Origin of the sequence: Sphingomonas sp. SORGH_AS_0789 (genome assembly GCF_031453055.1) — a bacterium.
GTDB lineage: Bacteria > Pseudomonadota > Alphaproteobacteria > Sphingomonadales > Sphingomonadaceae > Sphingomonas.
On sequence record NZ_JAVIYV010000001.1, the window covers coordinates 3,413,735 to 3,439,231 of the forward strand.

18 protein-coding genes are annotated in these 25,497 nt (G+C 66.2%); 11 read left to right on the forward strand and 7 right to left on the reverse strand.

What is annotated here, in order from left to right:
- Positions 1–64: 64 nt before the first annotated feature.
- Positions 65–1,087, forward strand: a complete 1,023-nt coding sequence (locus QE360_RS15535; protein WP_309702964.1) for a DUF4118 domain-containing protein — start codon at positions 65–67, stop codon at positions 1,085–1,087.
- Between the two features lie 50 nt (positions 1,088–1,137).
- On the opposite strand, the gene QE360_RS15540 is transcribed toward QE360_RS15535, so the two are convergent.
- The 4 genes from QE360_RS15540 to QE360_RS15555 form a co-directional block, all read right to left on the reverse strand.
- Positions 1,138–2,379, reverse strand: coding sequence for a DUF2254 domain-containing protein (locus tag QE360_RS15540; protein WP_309702967.1), 1,242 nt, complete (start codon positions 2,377–2,379; stop codon positions 1,138–1,140).
- 192 nt (positions 2,380–2,571) lie between these two features.
- Positions 2,572–4,800, reverse strand: coding sequence for a glycosyltransferase (locus QE360_RS15545; RefSeq protein WP_309702969.1), 2,229 nt, complete (start codon positions 4,798–4,800; stop codon positions 2,572–2,574).
- A gap of 148 nt (positions 4,801–4,948) precedes the next feature.
- On the reverse strand, positions 4,949–6,001 hold the full coding sequence (locus QE360_RS15550; protein WP_309702971.1) for an alcohol dehydrogenase catalytic domain-containing protein: 1,053 nt from the start codon (positions 5,999–6,001) through the stop codon (positions 4,949–4,951).
- The gene (locus QE360_RS15555) at positions 5,998–7,044 is read right to left on the reverse strand and encodes a patatin-like phospholipase family protein (protein ID WP_309702973.1); all 1,047 of its coding nucleotides are present in this window, start codon (positions 7,042–7,044) and stop codon (positions 5,998–6,000) included. The genes QE360_RS15550 and QE360_RS15555 overlap by 4 nt, the downstream gene beginning before the upstream one ends.
- A gap of 146 nt (positions 7,045–7,190) precedes the next feature.
- Here QE360_RS15555 and QE360_RS15560 point away from each other — a divergent pair, with 146 nt between their 5' ends.
- The 5 genes from QE360_RS15560 to QE360_RS15580 all read left to right on the forward strand — a co-directional run bounded on the left by QE360_RS15560 (position 7,191) and on the right by QE360_RS15580 (position 13,792).
- Complete coding sequence (locus tag QE360_RS15560) at positions 7,191–8,699, forward strand: MFS transporter (protein ID WP_309702974.1); 1,509 nt, start codon at positions 7,191–7,193, stop codon at positions 8,697–8,699.
- 88 nt (positions 8,700–8,787) lie between these two features.
- The gene (locus tag QE360_RS15565) at positions 8,788–11,013 is read left to right on the forward strand and encodes a hypothetical protein (RefSeq protein WP_309702976.1); all 2,226 of its coding nucleotides are present in this window, start codon (positions 8,788–8,790) and stop codon (positions 11,011–11,013) included.
- Between the two features lie 3 nt (positions 11,014–11,016).
- A complete protein-coding gene (locus tag QE360_RS15570) occupies positions 11,017–11,751 on the forward strand; it encodes an SDR family oxidoreductase (protein WP_309702978.1) in 735 nt (244 codons plus the stop codon).
- Positions 11,752–11,818: 67 nt separating this feature from the next.
- Entirely contained in the window at positions 11,819–12,820 is a 1,002-nt protein-coding gene (locus QE360_RS15575) for a methyltransferase (RefSeq protein ID WP_309702981.1), read from the forward strand.
- A gap of 75 nt (positions 12,821–12,895) precedes the next feature.
- The gene (locus tag QE360_RS15580; RefSeq protein WP_309702983.1) at positions 12,896–13,792 is read left to right on the forward strand and encodes an ATP-grasp fold amidoligase family protein; all 897 of its coding nucleotides are present in this window, start codon (positions 12,896–12,898) and stop codon (positions 13,790–13,792) included.
- Here the strand turns inward: QE360_RS15580 and QE360_RS15585 are convergent.
- From QE360_RS15585 to glf, 3 genes are read right to left on the reverse strand one after another with little or no spacing between them, the layout of a single operon-like run.
- Positions 13,789–16,080, reverse strand: a complete 2,292-nt coding sequence (locus tag QE360_RS15585) for a PAS domain S-box protein (RefSeq protein ID WP_309702985.1) — start codon at positions 16,078–16,080, stop codon at positions 13,789–13,791. The two genes, QE360_RS15580 and QE360_RS15585, sit on opposite strands and share 4 nt — an antisense overlap.
- Positions 16,081–16,128: 48 nt before the next feature.
- A complete protein-coding gene (locus tag QE360_RS15590) occupies positions 16,129–16,368 on the reverse strand; it encodes a hypothetical protein (RefSeq protein WP_309702987.1) in 240 nt (79 codons plus the stop codon).
- Complete coding sequence (gene glf, locus QE360_RS15595) at positions 16,365–18,728, reverse strand: UDP-galactopyranose mutase (protein WP_309702990.1); 2,364 nt, start codon at positions 18,726–18,728, stop codon at positions 16,365–16,367. The genes QE360_RS15590 and glf overlap by 4 nt, the downstream gene beginning before the upstream one ends.
- Before the next feature lie 145 nt (positions 18,729–18,873).
- Here glf and QE360_RS15600 point away from each other — a divergent pair, with 145 nt between their 5' ends.
- The 5 genes from QE360_RS15600 (at position 18,874) to eutC (ending at position 25,488) form a co-directional block, all read left to right on the forward strand.
- Positions 18,874–20,706, forward strand: a complete 1,833-nt coding sequence (locus QE360_RS15600) for a family 1 glycosylhydrolase (RefSeq protein ID WP_309702992.1) — start codon at positions 18,874–18,876, stop codon at positions 20,704–20,706.
- Positions 20,707–20,772: 66 nt separating this feature from the next.
- Complete coding sequence (locus QE360_RS15605; RefSeq protein ID WP_309702994.1) at positions 20,773–22,725, forward strand: PAS domain S-box protein; 1,953 nt, start codon at positions 20,773–20,775, stop codon at positions 22,723–22,725.
- Positions 22,688–23,050, forward strand: a complete 363-nt coding sequence (locus tag QE360_RS15610) for a response regulator (protein WP_309695103.1) — start codon at positions 22,688–22,690, stop codon at positions 23,048–23,050. The genes QE360_RS15605 and QE360_RS15610 overlap by 38 nt, the downstream gene beginning before the upstream one ends.
- 216 nt (positions 23,051–23,266) lie before the next feature.
- The gene (locus tag QE360_RS15615) at positions 23,267–24,688 is read left to right on the forward strand and encodes an ethanolamine ammonia-lyase subunit EutB (protein ID WP_309702996.1); all 1,422 of its coding nucleotides are present in this window, start codon (positions 23,267–23,269) and stop codon (positions 24,686–24,688) included.
- Positions 24,685–25,488 (forward strand): ethanolamine ammonia-lyase subunit EutC, encoded by an 804-nt coding sequence (gene eutC, locus QE360_RS15620; protein ID WP_309702998.1) that lies wholly within the window; start codon positions 24,685–24,687, stop codon positions 25,486–25,488. Before QE360_RS15615 ends, eutC begins: the two co-directional genes overlap by 4 nt.
- Positions 25,489–25,497 lie beyond the last annotated feature (9 nt).

Consider the following 25,497-nt stretch of genomic DNA (forward strand, 5'->3'; position numbering starts at 1 on the left):
CGAGTTGCAACCGGTCGCGGGATCGCGCAGGAGGGACGCCACATAAAAGGGCTTGGGACGGAATATGGGGGTAAGGCGCCGGGCCTTTGGGCAATTGCCGCTGCTTCGCGAGCGCAGGGCGCTGGCCTATGCGGCGGTGCTGCTGCTGTCGGCCATCGCCTGGTGGGTGCGCTGGGCGCTCGATCCGGCCTTTCCGCCGGGCTTTCCCTATCTGACCTTTTTTCCGGCGGTCATCATTTCCGCGTTCCTGTTCGGGCGCGGTCCGGGCACCGTTTCGGCCATCGTCTGCGGCCTGCTCGCCTGGTATTTCTTCATTCCGCCGGTCCATACGTTCGATTTCGAATCGCGTACGCTGGTGGCCCTGGGCTTTTACGCCGGGGTCGTTGCGGTCGATATCGGGCTGGTCGATGCCATGCAGCGTGCCAATGAACGCTCGTCCCGACTGGCGGCCGAGCAGCGGCAGCTGGCCGAACGAACCGAACTCCTCTTCCACGAATTGCAGCACCGGGTGTCCAACAACATCCAGATGGTCGGCGCCATGCTGTCCCTGCAGCAGCGGCAGATCGTCGACCCGATCGCGCGCATGGTCCTGACCGACGCGTCCACCAAATTGCAGCTGATCGGGCGAATCCAGCGGCAGCTCTATTCGACCACCGGGGAGCAGGTGCCGCTGGACATCTTCCTCCGCGACCTGATGACGGACCTTTTTGCCGCCGACAGCAAACCGGGCATCCTGCACCGGATCGAGGCCGTGCCCGGCATCCGCCTGTCGCCCGATGCGGCCATTCCGCTGGCCCTCATCATGGCCGAAGGCATCGCCAATGCGATGGAGCATGGCTTTGCCGACCGGGAATTCGGCCAGCTCGTCGTCACCCTGACCCTGGAGGACGATATCATAGAGCTTCGCGTGATCGACGATGGAGCGGGCTTGCCGCCGGATTTCGACCTCCATCGATCGGACAGCCTCGGCCTGAAGCTGGTGCGCAGTCTGGCGAAGCAGATGGAGGCCGAGATCAGCATCCAGAACAACAGGTCATCAGGGGCGATGCTGCGCCTCTCGCTGCCCAACAGCGCCGATCAGGGGTGATCGGCAAGGCGCTGCGTGCCCGCGCGAATGGGTGTGTCCCGTCGAACCGGTCAACGCGCATGCTCCTCATACACTGCCAGCGTCCGCGCCAGCGCGGCCTGGTCGAGCATCACGCGCTCGACATTCTGCCGCAGCTCATGCGCCAGCGCGCGGGTCGTCGCGACCGCGTGAGGCAGGGCCTCACCCAACGCGTGGAGGATCTTGAAGGCGCGGATGGCGACCTCTTCCTCGCCTGCCCCCTCCCGCACGATCGGCGTGAAGCCGGCGCGGATCATCTCGTCCACGGACGGACGCGGGACATGGACGGGCGGCAGATCGGCGTCCGCTGACGGCGCCTGGGCGGGCAGCTCGCTCAGGGTGCGCAACAACGCATTCAGCACCTCGACGGCGGTGCCAGGATCGTTGGTGGCGGGGGCCAGCGCCCGCCCCGCAATCTCTCCAAGGGCGATCTGTCCCAGCCGGGGATCGTGATCGAAATCGCGGTGCCGCTCAATCACGAAGGCGCCCGACAGGTCGTCGTCGCACTCCCCCGTTCCCCCGACCACATGGAGCAGCGGACGCCCCTTGTGCACCAGCGTACCGGGGATCGCCTCCACATGCACGACGAGGTCGTGTTCCCGGGCCAGTGCGGCCAGTCGACCGATATCGACATGCGTCACATAACCGATCGTCTGCGACCGCACCAGCCGCGCATGGGCGGGAACCGGGATGGCCGGTCGTCCGCCCAGATATGGGTCGCTCGCGAACGCCTGCATGGCGGACCCTGCCGCATCCTCGACCCGGTCGATCACGTCCGACATGCGCCCGAACGCGGCGAGATGGGCGATCCAGCGCAGCAGGGTCACGACCACCAGCGCGACGAGCAGGACCGTGGCGATCAGCAGCAACACGCGCCCCTGCCCGCCATAGAGACGGGTTTGCAGGCCGATGATGCCGACCACGGCAAAGATGAAGGCCCCGAGGAAGGTCGAGAGCGCATTTTGCGACATGCGATCCGAGATCAGCAACTGGGTCGCCCGCGGCGTCGCGAGCTGGGTCGCGGACGAATAGGCGCTGACCATCGCCGTCAACGAGAAGGTGGTGACGGCGAGCATCGAGCAGGCGATGATCTCCAGGACCGTACCGACGGCATTCTGGCCGATGTCGCCGGTAAAGTGATAGGGCACCGTTCGGGCGACGATCCCCGCAAAGGCGGCGACCACCACGCTGGCGGCACTGATGAGCGCGGCGCGGAACCAGATCTTGCGAGCGATACGATGGAGGAGCCATCCGATGCGGGCCTTCGAGATCATCGGGTCCTGCGTTTCCTTTTTCTGCCTGTGCCACCCTTGTCGACGCCGATCCCTCCCACCGCGTCGCCCGGATGGAACGCGGGCGCACGGCAAAGGGATGGCGTCGTCTTCGGCAGCTTATACGCAGATGGCCGATCTTTGGCTCACCGCCCCTCAGCGACAGGACGATTTTTCCACGCCGCGCCCGGCCGATTACAGCCCGTTCAGCATCTTCAGACCCGCCCTGTAGATCGTCGGCATGCCATGCTCGATATAGAGCGCCCGCGCATAATCCTTGATGACGTCGATGCGGTAGGCGGTCATGGTGTTGCCGAAGCGAAGCACGACATAGTCGCTCTCCACCGCCGCCAGCAGCGCGTGCTGCTCGTCGGCGTCGAGGCGGTGCGTCTCGCAATGGAGGACCATCGGCATGGCTTCGTGGCCGAGAATGTCGAGGATGATCGCCCTTCCCATGCCTCCGGCGTCGACAACGAGGATGTCCGCCGCGCGTCCGCCGGTCTTGGCCAGCATGTCCTGATAGGTGACGACCGGCTTCGCCGCCTGCTCGATGCAGGACGAGCCTTGGATCATGCTCGTCTTGCCGTTGATTGCCTTCCTGCCATTGCGGGCCGGGGAAGCGCCGACCGCCTGGGCCAAGCCCGGTGCCGCGACTATTATCGGGTCGACCGCATAGACACTCCCCTCACCCGTCTCGTATCCGAAGGGCAGGAACATCGCGTTGCGGTTGTTGCGATAGCCGCGCTCCAAGGCCGCGAACCTGTGCGCATCGGGCTCCAGCAGCAGCGCGGGCGGATCATAATTGACCATCACCGGCCGCAGCGGGTCGACCGACGTGCCCTCGCTCGCACCAATCCGCCACACCATATGGCCGCCATCGCGGTCGAGCAGCCAGGCCGCGACCTTGCCGAATTCGAATGCGAGCCGGTCGTCCGCATCGATCGACATATCGGGTTGCAAAATCGCCGCCATGCCGACGCTGCCGGTGCGGATTTCCCGCATTCCCTGGATCAGGATGCTGACATCCTGTGACCATTCATCGTCGTAACCCGCTAGGATCGCGGCGGGTTCTTCGAGATCGCCCTTGCGAAGCAGATCCATCGCCTTGTCCTTGCGCACCTGTTCGGGCAGCCAGGAGCCGCCCCAGACGTGGATGCCATAGGTGTTTTCCAGCGTCCGTCGGCGCACCGATGCCAGCGGCTGGTCGTAAAGATACGGGTAGAATGCCTCGGTCCCGAGCCGGCGATGGGCGTGCCGCTTCAAGAATGCGCCGAACAGCCAGGGCCCGGTCGAGATATTGACCCGTGTCTCATCGAGATCATGGCTCATGATATGATCGAGCAATTCGCGGAAGATCGCGTGCCCCTTCGGCGCGCCGATGAAACCGATCGAGCAATAGTCGGTCGAGGCGTCCTCGTTGCAGACGGTCAGCGTCCGCGACATTTCGGCCGGGTCGAAATGCCGATGCGGCATGACGTCGCAATCCAGGCAGATACCGCCGAAGCGATAGAGGATTTCGTAGCGTGCGATGTCAGCGCGCATCGGAAGGACCGAGACGGCCTCGATCTTCTCGCGCGACATGGTCAGTTTCGCCACGTCCGCATCGGTCCAGGTGATGAAGCGCGCATCCGGGAACTGGCGCTGCCATGCCGCCCAATAGGCTTCGTAATGCGGCGGGATCGGCTTGTCTCCGAACCAGACCCGGTGGAACAGACCCTGCTCCAGATCCGGGTCGTGCACCGCCACCGGGGCCTTGGGCTGCGGGGCGGGAACCGGAGCGGCGGAGACGAGCGCGTGTTGGTGGATCACGTCATAGGCGCCGCGCGTCGATCCCCAGAGCTGGTGCGCATAGACCGGATCGCTGCCGTCATAGGCGATGCCGGTGAAATGCTCCGGGATGAAATAATGGCTGGGATAGATACGCAGCCGATTATAGCCATAGGCGCGATAGGCGTCGGTCACGCGTTGCGGGCCGACGCTCTGCCACGCCATCCGGTCGGTGACGCTGGTCTCGGCGGCAATATCCTTGATGATCTGGCCGACGAACGGGTTTTCGCTCTCGCACCCGAAATAGCCCGCCGCGATCAGGCCCGGACGCGCCACCTCGCTCTCCCAACAGGCGAACGCCTCGCACTCGAGAAGGTGCTCGTCCAGCGGGCGGACGCAGATGCTGTCGGCATCGACCAGAACGCCGCCATGGTGGTAAAGGATTTCCCAGCGCATCATGTCGGCGACGCCGTTGAGTTCGCGCGACCACATCGCATCCATATGCGCGCGGTTGGCCCATTGGCAGGCGGAAAAGTCCTGATTGCCCCATAAGCGGAACTCCCAGTCGGGATGCATCGCCCGCCAGGTATCGATGCAATTGTCCGGCCGCTTGGCTTCGTCGCCGACCCAGATGACGTGGAGGCGCTTGGGGATCATGGCGGCAATACCTTCTGGCTTGGTCGGGATGTTTGCCGAAGGGTAACCGGACGTGTTTAAGATTGTGTTGTCGCAATCGGAACGGAAAGAATCCGGGCACGAGCGCCGCCCGTGCCGCGCAGGGCATGCGATATTGGCGAGCGAGGTTTCAGATCGTCAGGCCGACGAAGATCGCGCCGGTCCGGCCGCGATCCTGCGCCGCTTCGAAAGCGTCGTTGATCTGGTCGAGCGGGAAGCGGTGGGTAATCAGCTCCTGCGTCTTCAGCACCCCGCGCGCCACCAGATCGATCACCTCGACCTGTTCGGCATGGATGTCGTAAAAGGCGAAGCTGGCGCTGGGGATCAGGGTGATCTCGGACATCTGGATACGCTGCCACTCCAGCGGGATGGCGATGTCGCCATCGTCGAAACCGCCGACGATGACGACCTTGCCGCCGCGCCGCACCAGTCGCGTGGCGAGCGGCAGCGTGTCGGGCATGGACTCGCCGCCCGCGCACTCGAACACGATGTCGGCGCCGCGATTGTCGGTCATGGCGCCGACCGCCGCCTGCGGGCCATCGCCGTCCGAATGGACGGTGCGGTCCGCGCCCAGCCGGGCGGCCAGCGCGAGGGCGTGCGGCATCCTGTCGATGATCGTGACGGTCGCCCCGCTGGCCTTGGCGAGCATCAGCTGGCCCAGCCCGATCGGCCCCGCCCCGATGATCGCCACCCGCGATCCGATGGTCAGGCCCGACAGATGCTGGGCATGCAGCGCCACGGCATAGGTATCGAGCAGCGCCGCATCGTCGAACCCCACGCTGTCGGGCAGGCGGTGGAACTTGTGCTGCGGCCCGACGACATATTCGGCATAGGCGCGCGAAACGCTGGCACGGCGGGTCGGATAGAGGTCCGGGCAGCGATTATATTGCTGCACCCGGCACCAGTCGCAATGGCCGCATCCGAGCACGGATTCGACCAGCACCCGGTCGCCGAGCGCGACGCGGGTGACCGCCGAGCCGATCTCGACCACCTCCCCCGCCAGCTCATGGCCCATGATACAGCAGTGAAGCTCTTCCTCCGCCTTTTCCCAATGGCGCAGGTCGGTTCCGCATATACCCGCCATCCGCACCCGCGCCTTGACCCAATCGTCGGCGGGCAGGCGTGGCTCCTCGACTTCGGCGATCTCGAAACGGCCATTGGCGGTCTTCCGGGCGGCTTTCATGGCATGTCTTTCGGATGGGCGGCGACCGGGTTCCGGCCCGCCGCGATGGTGGTCGATGTCAGGCCCCTGTCCCCCATGCGAATTGCGCGCCGCGCCAGGGCGGCGGTCAGCACCCGGCCGTCGCGCAGCCCCGCATTCCATCGCTGCCGAACCGAGCGGGGCGAGAAGTCCAGCGCCTTGCCCGCGACCTCGTCCTGCTGGTCGGCATAATGGAGCTGGACCAGCGTGACCGATGCCTCCTGTCCATCGGAGCCGTTGTCATAATGGTCCCGCCAGCGCGCCAGGGTCCGGCGCGACTGTGCGGCGAAGGCCAGATCCTGCGTTCGACTGATCATCCCGCCGATGCTCGGCGCGCGCGGCCCGGCCAGCGGCAAAAGGTCGACCGCGATACACAGCAGCGGCGCGTCACCGGGCCGGACCAGCACGGGATCGAGCGGCAAATTGGCGGACAGCCCGCCATCGACATAGAGCGCACCCTCGACCGCGACCGGAGGAAAGGCGGGCGGCATGGCGCAGCTCGCGCGGATATGGTTGGGCACGATCCGGCCGCGCACGCTGTCGAACACGACCTCCTCGCCCGTATCCAGCGCCACCGCCTGCACCATATAGCGAACCGCGCCGTCATTCAGCCGGTCGAAATCGACCAGCCGGGCCAGCGTGAAGGCCAAGGGCGTCGTGTCATAGAACGCGGGCGTATCGCGCGCGGCCAAGGCCGTGCCCAGCGGCGCGAACAGCCCCCGTCGCCCGCCAAGCAGCGTCGCGATCACCTCGCCGCTGCGCCGCCAACTGTCGATCATCGCGTCCCATGCCGGCACGCCCACAGGGTCGCTGGCTTCGGGACGCCACAGGTCGGACAGCCGGGAAAGCCGGTACTCCGGCGCATTGCCCGCGATGATCGCGCCGTTGATCGCCCCCGCCGAGGTGCCGACGATCCAGTCCAGCGCAATACCGGCATCGTGCAATGCCTCATAGACACCCGCCTGATACGCGCCCAGCGCATTGCCCCCGGCCAGGACCAGGGCGATACGCAGATCGGGCGGCATGTTGAGCGTCATCCATCGACAAACCCGCGAGCGCCCGGATGGTCGCGCATGGAAACGTCAATATCGCTAATTCTCAATGATATAGATTAGCATTGCTGATAACCGACGGCAACTCGCGTCGCAGGCGAGACGTTGCCCCGGCACCGATGACCCTGGACCCGCAAGCCGAACTGACCGATGCCGACCGTGAGCGCGGTTTGCGGCTGCTCGTCATCGAGGCGGGGTTTTCCGGCGGTGCGGCCGCGCTGACCAGCGGGGTGATCCTGACCGCCTTCGCGCTGCATCTGGGCGCGTCGAACGTGATGGTCGGCATCCTCGCCGCGATGCCGTTCCTGGCGCAGCTGCTGCAACTGCCCGCCATCCAGCTGGTCGAACGATGGCGGCGACGCAAGCGGATCGCGGTCCTGTCCAGCCTGATCGGACGGACCATGTTGGCGGTGATGGCGGCACTCGCCTTTTTCAGCGGGACGGCCGCGCTGTTGATCTTCCTGGCGGCGCAGATGCTGTTGTGCGGGCTGGGCGCGGTCGGCGGGTGCGCGTGGAATGCCTGGATGCGCGATCTCGCGCCCGACGACCGGCTGGGCGATGTCTTTGCACGGCGGACGGTCTGGCTGACCGCGATCAGCCTGATCCTGGGCCTGGCGGCCGCGCTGGCGCTGGACTGGACGCAGGCGGGATCGTTCGCGCGGGACATGGTATTCGCCGCGATGTTCGCGACCGGCTGCCTCACCGGGCTGATCAGCGCGCGGATCGTCGCGATGATGCCCGAGCCGCGGATGCCGCCCGCCCCCGGCCCCGTCGCGCTGCGCGCGCTGCTGTCCCAGCCGCTGGGCGACCCGAATTTCCGCCGGTTGCTGGTCTTCGTGGCCAGCTGGCAGTTCGCGATCAATCTCGCGACGCCCTTCTTCACCGTCTTCATCGTCCGCCAGCTGCATTTCGCGGTCAGCTTCGTGCTCCTCCTCAGCGTCGCCAGCCAGCTTGCCAATATCCTCGCGCTCCGGCTCTGGGGGCGGCTGAGCGATCGGTTCGCCAACAAGTCGGTCCTGGCGGTCTGTGCCCCCGCCTATATCCTGGCGATCGTCGCGATGATCGGCGCCTCGCAACTGGGCGACCGGGGCGCGGTGAAATGGTGGCTGATCGGGCTTCACCTCGTCATGGGCGCGACCATCGCCGGGGTGACGCTGGCCAGCACCAATATCGCGCTGAAGTTGTCGCCCAGGGGCTCCGCCACCGCCTATGTCGCGGCCAATGCGATGACGACCGCCATCGCCGCCGGGATCGCACCGATCCTGGGCGGGTTGCTCGCGCAATTCTTCGCCGCGCGGCAGTTCGAGCTGCTCGCGCGGTGGCGCAGCCCGAACGGCATCTTCACCCTGCCGATCACGCTGACCGCCTGGGACTTTTATTTCCTGCTGGCCGGACTGATCGGCATCTATGCGATCCACCGGCTGTCGCTGGTGCGCGAGACGGGGGAGATCGAGCGGCGGGCGATGGTCGGGCAGTTGCTGAACGAGACGCGGCGCAGCATCCGCAACATCTCCTCGGTCGCGGGCCTGCGTGCCGCGACCGATCTGCCCGGTACGCTGCTGCGCGATGCACGCACGCGCATCCGCCTGAAACGGGCGCAGGCGGCGCGGGCGGCACGAATGCGTTGACCCAGTTTAGCGGAACGGCATTTGCCAGGAACTCCGCTCTTTTCCAGTGGGTTGGGGAGCACATCCGTCACACTTTCGGAATTGTGTCATGCCCCGAACCGCGACGGCCGAAGCGCCGCCCGCCATCAGCCCCCATCTGCTGGACCTGCGCGAACTGCTGCGCGACGAACCCGCCCCGCTGGCCGATTTCACGATCGGCGACCTGACGGTCGGGCTGCACCGAACCGACGCATCGGTCTTCGCGATCGTGCGGCGCAGGGGCAGTAGCGGCGGGCTGGCGGTGCGGGCCGCCTTCCTGTCCACCGGCTTCGACTGCGCGGTCCTGCCACCGGAGGAGGGGGAGGTCGCCCGGCTTCGCGTGACCAGCGCAATGGGCGAACATATCATATCCTGCATCGCCGACCGGCTGGCGGTGGAGCGGCTGCGCATCGCGACGCGCTTCACGCCCGCCCGGCCGATGGTCATGCCCCCCGCCCCGCGCGACCTTTATCCCTTTGGCGCGGGCGACGATCCCTTGCGCGCGCAAGGCGTGATCGAGGCGTCGCAGCGCGGGCTGAACACCGGCCTCCTCTATTTCCGGATCGATACGCCAGCCTTTGGCAACATACTCTACATCCAGAATCTCACCGCCTCGAACGCCTATTTCCGCGCCACCGGAACCGTCCCGCGCGAGGCGGTGGGGGGCAGCTGGCCCGAACTGGGCTATGCGCTGCCCGTCCCCGATGCGGAGGCGGACCCCGCCGAGGTCGCACTTCCGGCGGGGGAGAGCGTGACGCTGTCCGACACGATCCTGGTCTTTCGCCACCATGCCCCGCCGCACGAACGCGAGTCCGCGCGCCAGTTCGTGCAGATGCTGGGAAGCGCCTATGACCTGCTCGACCCGCCGCCGGTCGCCTATCGCGACTGGATCGACCGCGCCGAGCGTGCCGCGCGTGATCTGGACGAAGCGCCCGACGCCACGATCCGCCATTACGGCCATCGCTATGTCCATCCCTATACGGGGGCGGAATATCCCGACATCATGGTGCAGATGTCGGTGATCGCCGCGCTCCACCGATGGGGCAAATGGCGCGGCGAACCGCATCCGCTGGAGGCGACGTTCAAGGCGGGGCTGCCGCGCTTCTTTGACGAGGGGCTCGGCACGTTTCGCCGCTATCTGCCCAATGTCGGCAAGGACAAGAACGCCGATGCCGTAGACAGCTGGTATCTCTATCACCCGCTGCTGAACCTCGGCACGCTGGCGCTCGACGGCGATGACGAGGCGCGGGCGCTGTTCCTGAAGGCGATCGGCTATGGCGTGCGCGTCGCGCGGCATTTCGCCTATCGCTGGCCGATCGAATATGACGTCACCGACTTCTCGGTCATCACAAAAGAGGCCCCGGTCGACGGGCGCGGGCAGACCGATGTCGGCGGCATCTATGCCTGGGTCATGCTCCAGGCGTTCGAGCTGACCGATGACAAGACCTATCTGGACGAGGCGCGCGCGGCGATCGACGCCGCCATCGGGCTGGACTTCGCCATCAACTATCAGGCCAATCTGACCGCCTGGGGGGCCGCCGCCTGCATGCGGCTGTGGCGGATCACCAATCGCGACGTCTATCGCGAACAAAGCTATGTCTATCTCGCCAGCTTCCTGCACAATGCGGTGATCTGGGACAGCCGCATCGGCCATGCCGCGCATTACGAGACGTTCCTGGCGGTCACCTGTCTTCAGGACGCGCCCTATATGGCGATGTACGAATGTTTCGACAGCTATGTCGCGTTCGAGCGTTATCTGGACGATGGCGGTCCCGACCTCGACCCGGAGGCGCGGATGCTGATCGGCGAATATTGCCGCTATGCCCTGTCGCGCGCCTGGTATTACTATCCCGACGCGCTGCCGCCCGAGGCGATCTCCGAGGAACAGCGCGAGGCCAACGGCCATATCGACCATGGGCTCTCCTTCCCGCTGGAGGACCTGTATCCCGACGGCCAGCCCGCCGGGCAGGTGGGACAGGAGGTGTACGGCGCGGGCGCGGCGTTCATCTTCGCCTCCAGCGCCTTCCACACCGTCGAGGGCGCCCCCTTCCGCCTCTATTGCGACATGCTGCTCCGCGCGGTCGAGCGGGTCGGGGACCATGCGCTGTCGATCCTGCTCGACGGGGGCGAGACGCGCACCGCCTGGCTGCGCCTCGTCCGGCTGAAGCGGCGCACGCTGACCGACAGCCGCGTCACCACCGCCAGCGGCGAGGCCATCGCGCCCGATGCCGTCGACGCCGATCGCATCGATTACTGCGTGCCCGCCCATGGGCGCCTGATCCTGACCTGGGAATAGCCAATGACCAAGAACCCCACCATGTTGTCCGGCCGCCGCATCCTGCTGACCGGCGGCACCACCGGCATCGGCCTTGCCGCGCTGAAGGCACTGGCGGCCGAGGGTGCACGCGTCCTGACCTTCGGGCGGCATCAGGACGCGCTCGACGCGGCGCTGGCCGGGATCGATGGCGATGTCACCGGGATCGCCGAGGACGCCGCGACGCAAGAGGGTATCGACCGCGTCTTCGCCGCCGTCGACGACCGGCTGGGCGGTATCGACATGCTGGTCGCCTGCGCCGCACTGGGCGCGCAGCCGATCCACGAGATGGCCGACGACGATTGGCGTTATGTGATCGATGCCAATCTGACCGGCTATCTCGCCTGCGCACGTGCAGCCATCCTGCGGATGCAGGACCAGGGCGGCGGCCATCTGCTGTTCGTCGGATCGATCAGTACCGAGATCAAGGCCGCGGGCGAAAGCGTCTATGCCGCGACCAAGGCGGGCATCCAGGCCTTCGCCGAGACGCTGCGCAAGGAGGTGGCGGACAAGCGTATCCGGGTCAGCGTGATCCAGCCCGGATCGGTCGACACCGAGATGCAGGAATGCAGCGAGGAGGAGAAACAGGCCGCCGTCGCGGACGGACGGATGCTGCCTGCCGAGGATGTCGCCGACGCGATCCTGTTCGTCCTCAGCCGATCGGCCAATTGCGACATCGTCAATCTGCGGATCGAACCGCTGATCCAGAAGACGGCCTGACGCGGATCAAATCCCTCGACGGCCAGCGCCGCGATTGGCGGCCAGCATCATGCTTTATGGTGATCATATGAACCTAACAGAGCCCGACGAGACTTCTTCCAAGGCGGATCGGCCCGATGCCGTGTCCGGCGTTTCGCGCAGCGCGATGCTCGACCTGCTCGGCATGCTGCGTTCGATGGACTACGACTTCATCGCGCCCACCCCGGCGTCGCAGGCGCGGGTGATGGCGCGACCCGATCGGCAGGTCGGTTCGACCGTCGCCGACCTGCTGGGATGGTCCCTGCCTTGCCGCCGCGACACCCTGCCCCCTGCTCTCCTCGCGATCCTTGCCGCGCAAGGGTTGCTGGGGGAGCGTCCGGACGGACTGGTGACCGCCGCCATCCGCGTCTCGAACGTGCTGGGACAGCTGTTCCTGCATTCGCGCTATCCGACCACGGCACGCGATGCCGTATTCCTGGGCCCCGACAGCTACCGCTTCGCCGACTATATCTCGCGCCATCTTGTCGGGTTGCCGACCGAGGCCCGCATCCTCGACTATGGGGCCGGGGCCGGGGTTGGCGGCATCGTCGCTGCATCGCTGCACGGCAAGGCGGAGCTGACGCTGGCCGACCTGAATCCCAAGGCCCTGCAACTCGCATCGATCAATGCGACCTTCGCCGGGATCGCCAACCATGGCGTGATGGCGCAGACACCCGAGGAGGTCGACGGGCCGTTCGATCTTATCGTCACCCATCCGCCGTTCATGATCGATCCCGTCCGCCGCGCCTATCGCGACGGCGGCGATCTCTATGGCGGCAGGCTGTCGGTCGACTGGACGCTGATGGCGATCCGCAAGCTGGTGCCGGGCGGCCGCTTCCTGATGCATACGGGCGTGTCGATCGTGCATGGCCGCGACGTGGTTCGGGACGCGATACAGGACGCGATCCCCAGGGCGGGCTATCGCCAGGATTACCGCGTGCTCGATCCCGACATCTTTGGCGACGAACTCGACAACGCGCCCTATGCCGAGGTCGACCGCATCGCGGCGATCGGATTGTGCGTCGAGCGCGCGACCGCCGACCATGGCTGACCTCGCGCGGCCATTTCACCGTCATCCATGAGCTACAGGCCGGACAGAGACGCGGGCGACGACGGGCATGACCCCATGACGCGGACCGCCAATCATCGGCTGGCCTCCGTGCCATTCGAGCGAAAATTCGGCCGCCCGCCGCTTCCGCCCCACCATCCCGACGCGCGGATCAACGACGTCATCTATGACCGGATGATCGATCCGGACTGGTCCGCATCGGAGCGGACCTTTGTCGACAAGCAAACCGCCAAGGTCGAGGCACAGCGACGTTGCCCCGATCTTCATCTCCCCGAGACACTGGCCGTCATCCCGGTCGAGACGCTGGCCTCGCCCGAAGACCTATTCGACCGGCTCCGCTCCTTTACCGGGACCGATGCCCTGGCCAAGCCGACCCATGCCAGCGGCGGCGTCACCTTTTTGCGGGATCTCGCCGATCCTGCGGCGCTGCGCGACCTGTATGATCTGGCCTCGATGGATTACGCGTCGATCCTGCGCGAGATGCAATATTGGCGCCTGCCGCGAAAGATCATCGTCGAGTCGATGATCCCGACGCACATGGCCGGGCCGCCCGACGATTACAAATTCCACTGCATCCATGGCGAGCCGCTATTGTGCCAGATCGACCATGGCCGGTTCGGACAGCCCTGGAGTCGCCTGTTCCGCGTGCCCCAATTCGATCCGATGGATGAAGGCGACGGCCTGAGGGCGCCGGATGGCTTCGCCATGGCGGCGAGGGACCGACTGGAACGGATGATCGCCGCTGCCCGCGCGCTGTCGGCGCCGTTCGCCTTTGTACGCGTCGACCTGTATAACGGTCGCGACGGCATCTATTTCGGCGAGCTCACCTTCACCCCCGCCGCATCGCTGGGCATCGCGCCGTCCAGCGCCGGTGTCCACCGGAAGACCGCGACCCACCGCATCTACAGCCGCATCCTGATGGATGCGCTGCGCCGGGCGAAGCAGGCGCCCTAGCCCCCTTCGATCAGCGCCTTGATCCGGGTGGCCATGGCTTCCATGGCAAAGGGCTTGGTCATGACATGCATGCCCGGTTCAAGCTGCCCGTTGCCCACCGCCGCATTCTGGGCGAAGCCGGTGATGAACAGGACCTTCAGATCGGGTCGGGTCACGCGGGCGGCATCGGCCATCTGGCGACCGTTCATGCCCCCCGGCAGACCGACATCCGAAACCAGAAGGTCGATCCGCGCATCGGATTGCAGGACCTTCAGCCCCGCGGCGCCGTCGGCCGCCTCGATCGCGGTATAGCCCAGTTCCTCCAGCACGTCGGTCACCAGCATGCGCACCGATGGTTCGTCGTCGACGACCAGCACGGTCTCGCCCGATATGGCGCGGGGGGCATCGGCCAGATCGGCGTCATCGTCGTCCGCCTCGGCGCGGCCGATATGCGCGGGCAGATAGACGCAGACGGTCGTCCCTTCGCCGGGCTGGGAATGGATACGCACGCTACCCCCCGACTGACGGGCGAAACCATAGATCATCGACAGGCCAAGGCCGGTGCCGACGCCGATCGGCTTGGTGGTGAAGAACGGGTCGAACGCCTTGGCGACGACATCGGGGGTCATCCCGATCCCCGTATCGGACACGCAGACCGCGACGTAGCGCCCCGGCTCCATCTCGTGGAACCGCGCGGTGCGATCGTCGAGCGAGCGGTTGGACGTTTCGATGGTCAGCCTTCCGCCGTCGGGCATCGCATCCCTGGCGTTGATACAGAGATTGAGCAGCGCGTTTTCCAGCTGATTGGGGTCGACCAACGTGGCCCAGAGATCCACCTGCGCCACATAGCGGGTATCGATATCGGGCCCCGCCGAACGCATGATCAGCTCGAGCATGTCCTCGATCAACCGATTGGGGTCGATCAGCCTGGGGTCCAGCGTCTGGCGGCGGGAGAAGGCGAGCAGGCGGTGGGTCAGGGCGGCGGCGCGCTTGGCCGCGCCGTGCGCCGCCGCGTTATATTTCTCGACATCACCCATCCGCCCCTGCGCGATACGGATCGCCATCATCTCCAGGCTGCCCGTGATGCCGGTCAGCAGATTGTTGAAGTCATGCGCCAGCCCGCCGGTGAGCTGCCCGACCGCTTCCATCTTCTGGCTCTGGCGCAATTGCTCCTCGACGCGGCGATGATCCGTCATGTCGCGGCCGATCGAGTAGAACAGCTCCGCCTCGGGCGCGGTGGTCCAGGAGATGACGCGGTAGCGGCCGTCGCGTCCGCGAAACCGGTTCTCGAAATGCGCCGCCTCCTCCCCCTTGGCGAGCCGCGCAAACTCGGCGGCCGTCGCCTCGCGATCCTCTGGATGGATCAGGTCGAAGAAATTGCCGCCGAGCAGTTCCTCCTCGGTCCAACCCAGCATCGCCGTCCAGGCGGCATTGACGGTGTGGAGGCGACCATCGGCGCTGCACACGTCCATCAGGTCGCCCGACAACTGCCATATCCGGTCGCGTTCGCGGGTGCGTTCGGCGATCTCCTCGGCCAGCGTGTCGTTCCGCGCCTGCAACGCGATCTCCGCCGCCTTGCGCTGGCTGGCGTCCTTGAAATAGACGGCCAGTCCGCCGGTCGTGATCGGATGGATGTCGATGTCGATCCATTTGCCCAGGATCGGCGACTGCGCTTCGAGCCGGATGGCGATGCGCTCGACCATCGCGCGTTGATGGGCATGATAGGGTTCGCTGCCGACCGCCTGGGGAAACTCGTCCCAACAGATCTTGCCGATCAGGTCGCCGGGCGCCCGCCCCCAGAGTTCGCCCGCCTTGCGGTTTATATAGGTGAAGCGCCCCTCCGCATCGACCGCGTAAAACGGGTCCTCGAGGGACTCGGTCAGTTCGGCCAGCATCGCATGGGCGCCGCTGGTCGCCTTGCGACTGTCCTCCAGGTCCTGGACCGCGCGACGTTGATCGGTGCGGTCGCGCAGGATCTTGACATAGCCGCCTTCCTCCAGCCGGAGCGGCATCAGCTCGCCCAGCGCGAAGAACAGGCTGCCGTCGCGCCGTACGTGCCAGCGTTCGCCGGCGGCGCGTCCCGCTTGGTCGGCCTGCTGCATTTCCCGGCGCGGCACGTCGGCCGCACGATCCTCCGCGGTGAAGATGATCTCGCCCGGCTGGCCCAGCGCTTCTCCCGCAGACCAGCCGAGCACATGTTCGGCCCCGTCGTTCCAGCTCGTGATGACGCCTTCGGAATCGAGCGATATGATCGCATAGTCCATCGCGCTTTCGATGATGGCATTCGCAATGGCGGCTTTACGCTTCATCGTCTGTCAAACTCGTTGCAATAGGCCCCGCCCCGCACATCCGGCCGATCACGTCTGCTCCGCGACCCAGTCGGGCGCGATCCTGCGAGGCTGCGGTATCGAACAGGATGCGGCACGGACGGACTGCGTCGCCAGGAGCTGCACGGCCTGCGATGGGTCGACCAACGGGCCGATGACGGAAGTGGCACGCTCCCTGAGGACGCTTGCCACGTAATCGGTGACGAAGTTCGTCTCGGCCGCCAGCAGGACGACCGGCTTGACGGCTTCGTCCGCTCGCTGGTGGTTCATGCCGCGCTGCGTCCCCCCGCCAGTGCGGCGACACCCGGCATCGCGGCCTCGTCCAGCATCGGCTTCAACCGGCGATAGGTCGCCAGCGCCTGTCCGACGACCTGGTCCATATTGTAATAGCGATAGGTCGCCAGCCGCCCGACGAAGCTGACATGCGGCTCGGCCAGGGCCAGCGCCTCATAGCGTCTGTAGAGCGCCTGATTCTCGTCGCGGGGGATCGGGTAATAGGGATCGCCCGTCGCGCTGGGATATTCATAGGTCAGGCTGGTCTGCGGCGCGACCTGCCCGGTCAGATGCTTGTATTCGGTGATGCGCGTATAGGGGACGGCCTCGTCGGGATAGTTGACGACGGCGACGGGTTGATGCCGTTCCTCATTCAGCGTCCGATGCTCGAAGCGAAGCGAGCGATAGGGCAGCCGACCGTAACGATAGCCGAAATATTCGTCGATCGGCCCGGTGAAGACCAGATGGTCGTGCGGATAGGCGTCGCGGACATCGGCATAGTCGACCCCCAGCAGCAGGTCGATATTGGGATGGTCGAGCATCGCCTCGAACATTCGGGTAAAGCCCTGCGCTGGCATCGCCTGATGGCGATCGCCGAAATAGCGGTCGTCGGTACAGGTCCGGGTCGGCACCCGCGCGGTGACCGACTTGTCGAGTTCGGACGGGTCCATGCCCCATTGTTTGCGGGTATAGCCCTGGAAGAAGGTTTCGTAGAGTTCGTGGCCGACCTTCGACACGACGACATCGGCGGATGTGCGGATCGGATCGACCGGCTCGGCGCGGGAGGCCAGGAACGCCTCGACCTCCGCATCGCTCGACAGGTCCAGCCCGTAGAGCGCGTTCAGCGTCGTGCGGTTGATCGGCATCGGCACCTGCTTGCCGCCGACATCGGCCAGCACGCGATGTTCATAGGGCCGCCAATCGGTGAAGCGCGACAGATAGTCGAATATCTCGCCCGAATTGGTGTGGAAGATGTGCGGGCCATAGCGATGCACCAAGATACCCGCCGCATCGTGATGGTCATAGGCATTGCCCGCGATATGCGAGCGCCGGTCGACCACCAGTACGCGCTTGCCCCCATCGGCCGCCAGCCGCTCCGCCATCACCGCCCCGGCGAACCCCGCGCCGACGACCATCACGTCATAGCGATCGTGCCGCGGCGGCCAGGTGACGGGGGAGACGATCGGCTCATGCCGGTTGCGCCCCGCCATCTCCGCCTCGATCAGCGCGGTCATCTCCAGCGCCGTGCTGCTCCACGAACCGCGTGACAGCTGCCTGTCCGCTTCGTCGCGCCAGCCGTCGCCTGCGGTTCGCAAGGTCATCGCCGCTTCGCAGGCGGCGACGAAGGCGGCAGGCGTGTCGGCGATGGTCACGCCCACCAGCGCTCCGTAATGGCGCACGACATCGGTGATCGGCGTCGAGACGACCGGACACCCCGCCGCCAGATATTCCGGCGTCTTGGTCGGGCTGATGAAGCGCGTCGCCTCGTTGATCGCGAAGGGCATCAGGGCGACGTCCCACCCCGCCATATAATCCGGCAGCGCGCCATAGGGCCGCCCGCCCAGATAATGGATATTGGCGCGACGCGGCAAATCGGCTTCGTCGATCTTCACGACGGGGCCGATGACCACCAGCGACCATTCGGGATGGGCATCCGCCAGGGCGGCGAGCAGGGCGAGGTCCATCCGCTCGTCTACGACCCCGGCAAAGCCGAGCCGTGGACGCGGCAGCGACGCCTGATCCGCCGGTTCCCCGCCCCCCGACCGCGCGCGTCCGAAATGCGCCGCGTCGATGCTGGAGGGAAAGGCATGGACATTGGAATGGCGGCTGCGCTTCGCCTCGTACAGGCTGGTCCCGCCGGTAAAGACCAGATCGGCCCGCTCGATCAGCCGCTGCTCCCGCTCGAGCAGCTGTGGCGGCGCGCCCTTGAAGGCCGAGAGTTCGTCCATGCAGTCATAGACGATGCACGCCGCCGGGACATGGTCCGAAAAGGGCAGCATCATCGGCGTGTAATACCAGCGGATAACCGGGCCGGTCACACCCTCCAGCTCGGTGTCGAGCAAGGCCGCCAGCGCCGCGTCCTCCCGGCCTTGCAAGGCCGCGTCGAGTTGCGGGGTCAGCACCACCACGCCGCTTTCCGGGCATGTCCGGCGGTGCAGTTCGGATGGGCCGGGCCGATATTCGGGTTCCTCCCAGAACAACACATCCTGCGTCGCGGCGAAGCGCGTCATCAGATGCTGCGGCCGTTGGAAGACGAAGGCCCAGCGAAGATGACTAAAGCAGATCAGCGTCGATCGCGGACGGCGGTGGTAAAGGCTATTGGAGCCATGGGCGGCGCTCGACAGCTGGGCGGTCACGGAAGCTCCTTCTAGGTCTCTGTTACAAAACAGAAACATCCCGCCGCTTCGCCACGTTCCGCCTAACCTACTGTATATAAATGCAAATCAGTCATTTTCCCGGAACGCCCGCAACGCCGGTCCGTTGGGCTCAGGGGAGACGGCGATGGATGGCCTGGAACTTTGGGGTGGCGTGGAATGCACCGTCAATCGCACCGCCACGGGCTATCGCGATCAGATCCGCCTGAGCGGGCATCACGACCGGATCACCGACCTCGACCTGTTTGCCGGCCTGGGCCTGTCGGCGATACGCTACCCCGTCTTGTGGGAACGGGTGATGCCGGACGGCCGGACGCCCGACTGGGCGTGGACCGACGAGCGGCTGGCGCGGCTGCGTTCGCTGGGCGTCCGGCCCATTGCCGGGCTGGTCCATCATGGCAGCGGCCCGCCCCATACCCATTTGCTCGACGACGGGTTCGCCACCGGCCTCGGTGACTATGCGCAGCAGGTGGCGGAACGCTATCCCTGGATCGAGGACTGGACCCCGGTCAACGAACCGCTGACCACGGCGCGCTTCTCCGCCCTATACGGCCACTGGTATCCCCATGCGCGTGACGAAGGGGCATTCTGGCTGGCGCTGCTCAACCAGATCGACGGCACGCGGGCCGCGATGCAGGCCATTCGCCGGGTGAACCCGGCTGCACGGTTGATCCAGACCGACGATCTCGGCCGCACCTATGCCACGCTGGTCCTGCGCGAACAGGCGGCGTTCGACAATCTGCGCCGCTGGGCCGGATGGGACCTGCTGTTCGGACATGTCACCCCGCATCACCCTTTATGGGAAAGGATCAACGGCTTCGGGTTCGGCGAGCGGTTGCGGCGCATCGCCGACGCTCCCTGCCCGCCCGACATCGTCGGGGTGAACCATTATCTGACCAGCGACCGGTTTCTCGACCATCGGTTGCAGCGCTATCCGCCGCGCAGCCATGGCGGCAATGCCCGCCGCGCCTATGCCGATGTCGAGGCCATACGCGTCCTCGATCCCCCGCCCCCCGGACTGGCCGGGGCCCTTCGCGAAGCCTGGGACCGTTACGGCGTCCCCCTGGCGGTGACGGAGGTGCATAATGGCTGCACGCGCGAGGAGCAGTTGCGATGGGCAGCGGAGGCGTGGGACGGCTGCGCACTACTCCGGCGCGAGGGCGTCGATATCCGGGCCGTCACGGCGTGGTCGCTGCTAGGCTCGCAGGACTGGGATCGCCTGTTGACCGCGCCCGGCACCTATGAAGCGGGTATATTCGACATATCGGGTGGCACGCCGCGCCCGACCGCCCTGGCTTCCCTGTGGAAGGGACTGCCCGCCGCCGCCGAACGCCATCCGGTCGCGCGCGCGCCAGGATGGTGGCGGCGTCAGGATCGGCTCGTCTATCCGCCGATCCCCCATCCCATCAGGACGCCGCTCTCGCACGCAGCGCCCGCCGACCCGGTTCTGCTGATCTGGAGCAGCGACGAGGCTCTGGCCCAGAGGTGGTCGCAGATGTGCAAGAAGCGCGGCATCGCCCATCAATGGGCCAAATGCGAAGCGCATGGAGGAGACATCGCTGCGATGCTGGATCATATCCGGCCATGGGGTCTGGTGCATGCCGACGCCCCGAGCACAGCCGATGCGATCGGACTGGCGCGGGCCTGTGAGAGCAGAGGGATAGCGAGCCTCCACCTCGTCCCCGCGCCTGACGGTCACGCCCCGCATGAAGCCTTACGAACCGCAGAAGACGAAATCCCACAGTCGTTCCCATCCGGCGCCTTGCTAATCCCCTGGGAAGGGAAAGGCTCGATCGCGGACGAGCGGGCGGACCTTGCGCGGATGAATATCGCGCTGGACCTGCTGATCGACGGCCAAGGCGGCCTGCACGATCCCATCCGATCCCCGGCATCGGAGCCCCCCGAAACCGCACGACACGCCGCCGCTATGGGAGCTTTTGGCGACGCCGCTCGAATTTGAGCGAACGGCGTCCCTCCTCCGGCATTTCCCCATTCCCCGATCATCACCCCATCGCCGGAGATTTTCATGCCGAAGATCAGAGAGATGATGAAGCGGCAACAGGTGCTTGCCGATTTTGGCGATTTCGCCATCCGCTCGGAGGATCTCGACGCGGTCCTGACCGAGGCCTGCCGCCTGGTGGCGAAGGCACTGGGTACGGACCGCGCCAAGGTCCTCGAGATCCAGGAGGAACGACAGCAACTCTTCGTTCGGGCCGGTGTCGGCTGGGCAAAGGATGTCGTCGGACATGTCCACCTGTCGATGACGGAGGCGTCGTCCGAAACCTACTCGATCAATGCCGGCGAACCCGTGGTTTCCCAGGACATTACCAAGGAAGACAGGTTCATCATCCCCGCATTCATGAAAGAGGCCGGAGTCGTTGCGCTGGTCAACGTACCGATATTGGTACCGGGCAGACGGCCCTATGGCGTCCTTCAGGTCGATGCGTCCGGCCCGCGCACATTCGGCGACGACGAAATCCAGTTCCTGCGAACCTATGCTACCATATTGGGCTCGGTGATCGACCGGCTCCGCAAGGTGGATCGCCTCCATGCCAGCGAAGAACGCTTCCGCCGCATCGTCGAAACCGTCCAAGACTATGCCATCTTCACGACCGATGCCGAGGATCGCATCGACAGCTGGTTTCCGGGTGCCGAAGCCGTCTTCGGCTGGACCGCCGACGAGGCAGTGGGGCAGCTCGGCAGCATCACCTTCACCCCCGAGGATCGGGCGGCGGGAGAGGACAAGCAGGAGATCGAAACCGCGCGCCGCGACGGCTATGCCGCCAATATCCGCTGGCACCTGCGCAAGGACGAACGACGGATTTTCATCGAGGGGGCCGTGTGGGCGCTTCTCGACGAGGGCGGCACGGCTCGCGGCTTCGTCAAGGTCGGCCAGGATGTGACCCAGCGCAAGCGTGCCGAGACGGCCCTGCGCGAAAGCGAGGAGCGGCTTCGCAGCGCGGTCGAAGTCGGTCAGCTGGGGTTATGGGACTGGAACGTCATCACGGGAGAGGTCCACTGGTCCGACGAGCATTTCCGCATGGAGGGCTATGATGTCGGAGAGGTGACGCCCAGCTATGAAGCCTGGTCGTCCCGCATCCATCCCGAGGATCGCGCACGGACCGAGGCGGCAGTTCACCAGGCCATGGAACGGCAGGAGGAATTCGTCCATGAGTTTCGGGTCGTCCATCCGGACCACTCGGTCCATTGGCTGTCCGGTCGGGGCAAATTCTATCATGATGCCGCCGGTCGCCCGGTCCGCATGGTGGGTGCGGTGGTGGAGACCACTGATCGCCGCGAATGGGAGGATCGCCAGCAGATCCTGGTCAAGGAATTGCAGCACCGCACCTTCAACCTGATGGGCATGGTGCGCTCGATGGCCGATGCGACCATCCGGTCGAGCGTCGACCTGAAGGACTTCCGCGCCAAATTCCGTGACAGGATCGAGGCGCTGGCCAGGGCCCAACGCCTGTTGTCGCAATTGCGCGACGACGACCGGGTGACCTTCGGCGACCTCATCCAGGCGGAGCTGGATGCGACCGGCGCGCTCGATGCCGCGCGCCCGCGCGTCACGCTGGACGGCCCGCACGACGTCCCCCTGCGGTCCGGCACGGTGCAGACCTTCGCAATGGCGCTGCACGAACTGACGACGAACGCGGTCAAATATGGCGCGCTCAGCCAACCGGGCGCGCATCTTGCCGTTCGCTGGCGGGTCGAGGACGGCGCGAACGGGGAACCGTGGCTGCATGTCGACTGGCGGGAGAGCGGCGTGACCATGCCCCCCGATGGCCAGGCGCCGGGCGGCACCGGCCAGGGCTGCACCCTGATCGAAAAAGCGATGCCTTATCAATTACAAGCAGAGACGACTTACGTTATGGCGGCAGATGGAATTCACTGCTCCATTGCTCTGCCGGTATCCAACCGGAGCCCATTGGAGTCGCATGATGCCTCTCACCAATCGCCGGATCCTGATCGTTGAGGACGAGTATATGCTGGCCCAGGATCTCCAGCTGGAACTGGAAGAGGCCGGCGCCATCGTCATAGGCCCCGAAGCCTCGGTCCCCTCCGCCCTGTCCCGCATCGAACAGGAAGACCGGATCGACGCCGTGATCCTAGACGTCAATCTGGGCGGGCAATTCGCGTTCCCCGTGGCCGACGCCCTGACCGCGCGGCACATCCCGTTCATATTCGCCAGCGGGTATGAGGATGACGTCGTGAAGAGCCGTTACCCCGACGTCGTCAACTGTGCCAAGCCGTTCGTTGCCAGACAGCTCCTGCATTCGCTGGAGAATGTCCTACCCTGACCTTCCGGGCCCATTTGCGCCGTCGAGGCCGACGGGTGGCGCGATCGCACATAAGGGGCATGGACCCGATGGACTTGATCCGGATCACGTTGCATGATCCGGAAAGCGCGGGGGTGAAGAGCGGGGGGAGCGACCTCGCCGGCGGCGCCAGGGGCGGATTTGACAGAGCTCGCATCGTTCCGGCGTGGCATCCGGCATGGCGGTCAGGAGGTCGGATTGGCGTATTCCTCGAATGTCGGCGGCCAGCACTTCGTCTTTCGCGATCTCAAACACCTCCTGGCCTGCGCATCGCCGCTGCGCTCCGGCGACGAACTGGCCGGTATCGCCGCGGAGAGCGCGGCGCAGCGCATGGCGGCCCGGTTCGTCCTGGCCGATCTCCCGCTCGACCGGTTTCTGCACGAAGCGCTGGTCCCCTATGAGGAGGACGAGGTCACCCGCCTCATCATCGACGGGCACGATCCTTCCGCCTTCGCGCCGCTCGCGCATCTGACCGTCGGTGGCTTTCGGGACTGGCTGCTGTCCGAACAGGCGGACACGGCCATGCTGGCGGCGGTCGCGGGCGGCCTGACCCCGGAAATGGTCGCCGCCGTATCCAAGCTGATGCGCAACCAGGACCTGATCGCGGTGGCGCGCAAGGTCCGCGTCGTCACCGCCTTTCGCTCGACGATCGGGCTGCCGGGGCGATTGTCGACGCGGTTGCAGCCCAACCATCCGACGGACGATCGCCGCGGCATCGCCGCGAGCGTGTTCGACGGGCTGTTGTTCGGGGTCGGCGACGCGACGATCGGCATCAACCCGGCGACCGACAATGTGGCCAATGCGATCGACCTGATGAAGATGCTGGACGATCTGCGCCAGCGCTACGACATTCCGACGCAGACCTGCGTGCTGACCCATGTCACCAACACGATCGACATCATGGCGCGGGGTGCCCCGGTCGATCTCGTCTTTCAATCCGTGGCGGGCAGCGAGGCGGCCAATCGCGGTTTCGGCATCGACCTGGCCATCCTGCGCGAGGCGCACGACGCCGCGCGGTCGCTGCGTCGCGGGACGGTCGGCGACAATGCGATGTATTTCGAGACGGGACAGGGCGCGGCGCTGTCCGCCAACGCGCATCACGGCGTCGACCAGCAGACGATGGAGACACGCGCCTATGCGGTCGCCCGCGCCTTCGATCCGTTGCTGGTCAATACCGTCGTCGGCTTCATCGGCCCCGAATATCTTTACGACGGCAAGCAGATCATCCGGGCCGGGCTGGAGGATCATTTCTGCGGAAAGCTGCTCGGCCTGCCGATGGGGTGCGATGTCTGCTACACCAACCATGCGGAGGCGGATCAGGACGATATGGACATCCTGATGACGGTGCTGACCCAGGCGGGCTGCACCTTCCTGATCATGGTGCCCGGCGCCGACGACATCATGCTCAACTATCAGAGCCTGGCCTATCACGACATGCTGTACCTCCGCTCCGTCCTGGGCGTCCGCGCCGCGCCGGAGTTCGAGGCGTGGCTCGACCGCATGGACATGCTCGCCCCCGACGGCACGATCCGCGCCATCGGCCCGGACCAGTCCCGGCTGCGGGCATTGGCAGATATGGGGGCGGATATGGGGGCAAATATGGGGGCAGCGCGGCCATGAGCGACGGTCGCGACCGGCCCCTGACCGAAGACGCCACACCACGCGATCCATGGACGATCCTTCGCCGGGCGACCAAGGCCCGTATCGGCCTGGGCCGCTCGGGCAACGCCATACCGATGGACGAGGTCCTCCGCTTCCAGGCGGCCCATGCCATGGCGCGCGACGCCGTCCATGCCATGCTCGATGTCGCCGCGCTGGAGCGGGACCTGGCGCCGCTGGCCGCCATCGCCGTTGCCAGCATGGCCCCGGACCGGGCGACCTATTTGCGACGGCCCGACATGGGGCGCCTGCTGGCGCCGGACGACGCGGAGCGGCTGACGGCCCTGTGCGGCCCCTTCGACATCGTGTTCGTGGTCGGGGACGGCCTGTCCTCCACGGCGGCACAGCGGCACGCCGCGCCGATGATCCATGCCTGCCGTCAGGCCATGCCCGAGCTGTCGATCGCGCCGGTCGTCATCGCGCGACAGGCCCGCGTGGCCATCGCCGACCCGATCGGGGCCGCGCTCGGCGCACGCCTCAGCGTCATCCTGATCGGCGAGCGACCGGGCCTGACCGTCTCGGACAGCCTGGGCCTGTACCTCACGCACGACCCGCGTCCGGGGCGGCGGGATTCGGAGCGCAACTGCATCTCCAACGTCCACCGGCATGGCGGCCAGAGCTATGAGCAGGCGGCGCGGACGCTGGCATGGCTGGCGCGCGAGGCGCTGCGCCGGTCGCTGTCGGGGGTCGCGCTGAAAGAGGGGCAGAATGCGGACACCCTGGAGTCTCCGGGGACCATGCCGCGCATCGCAGGCGAATAATCGTAAGGG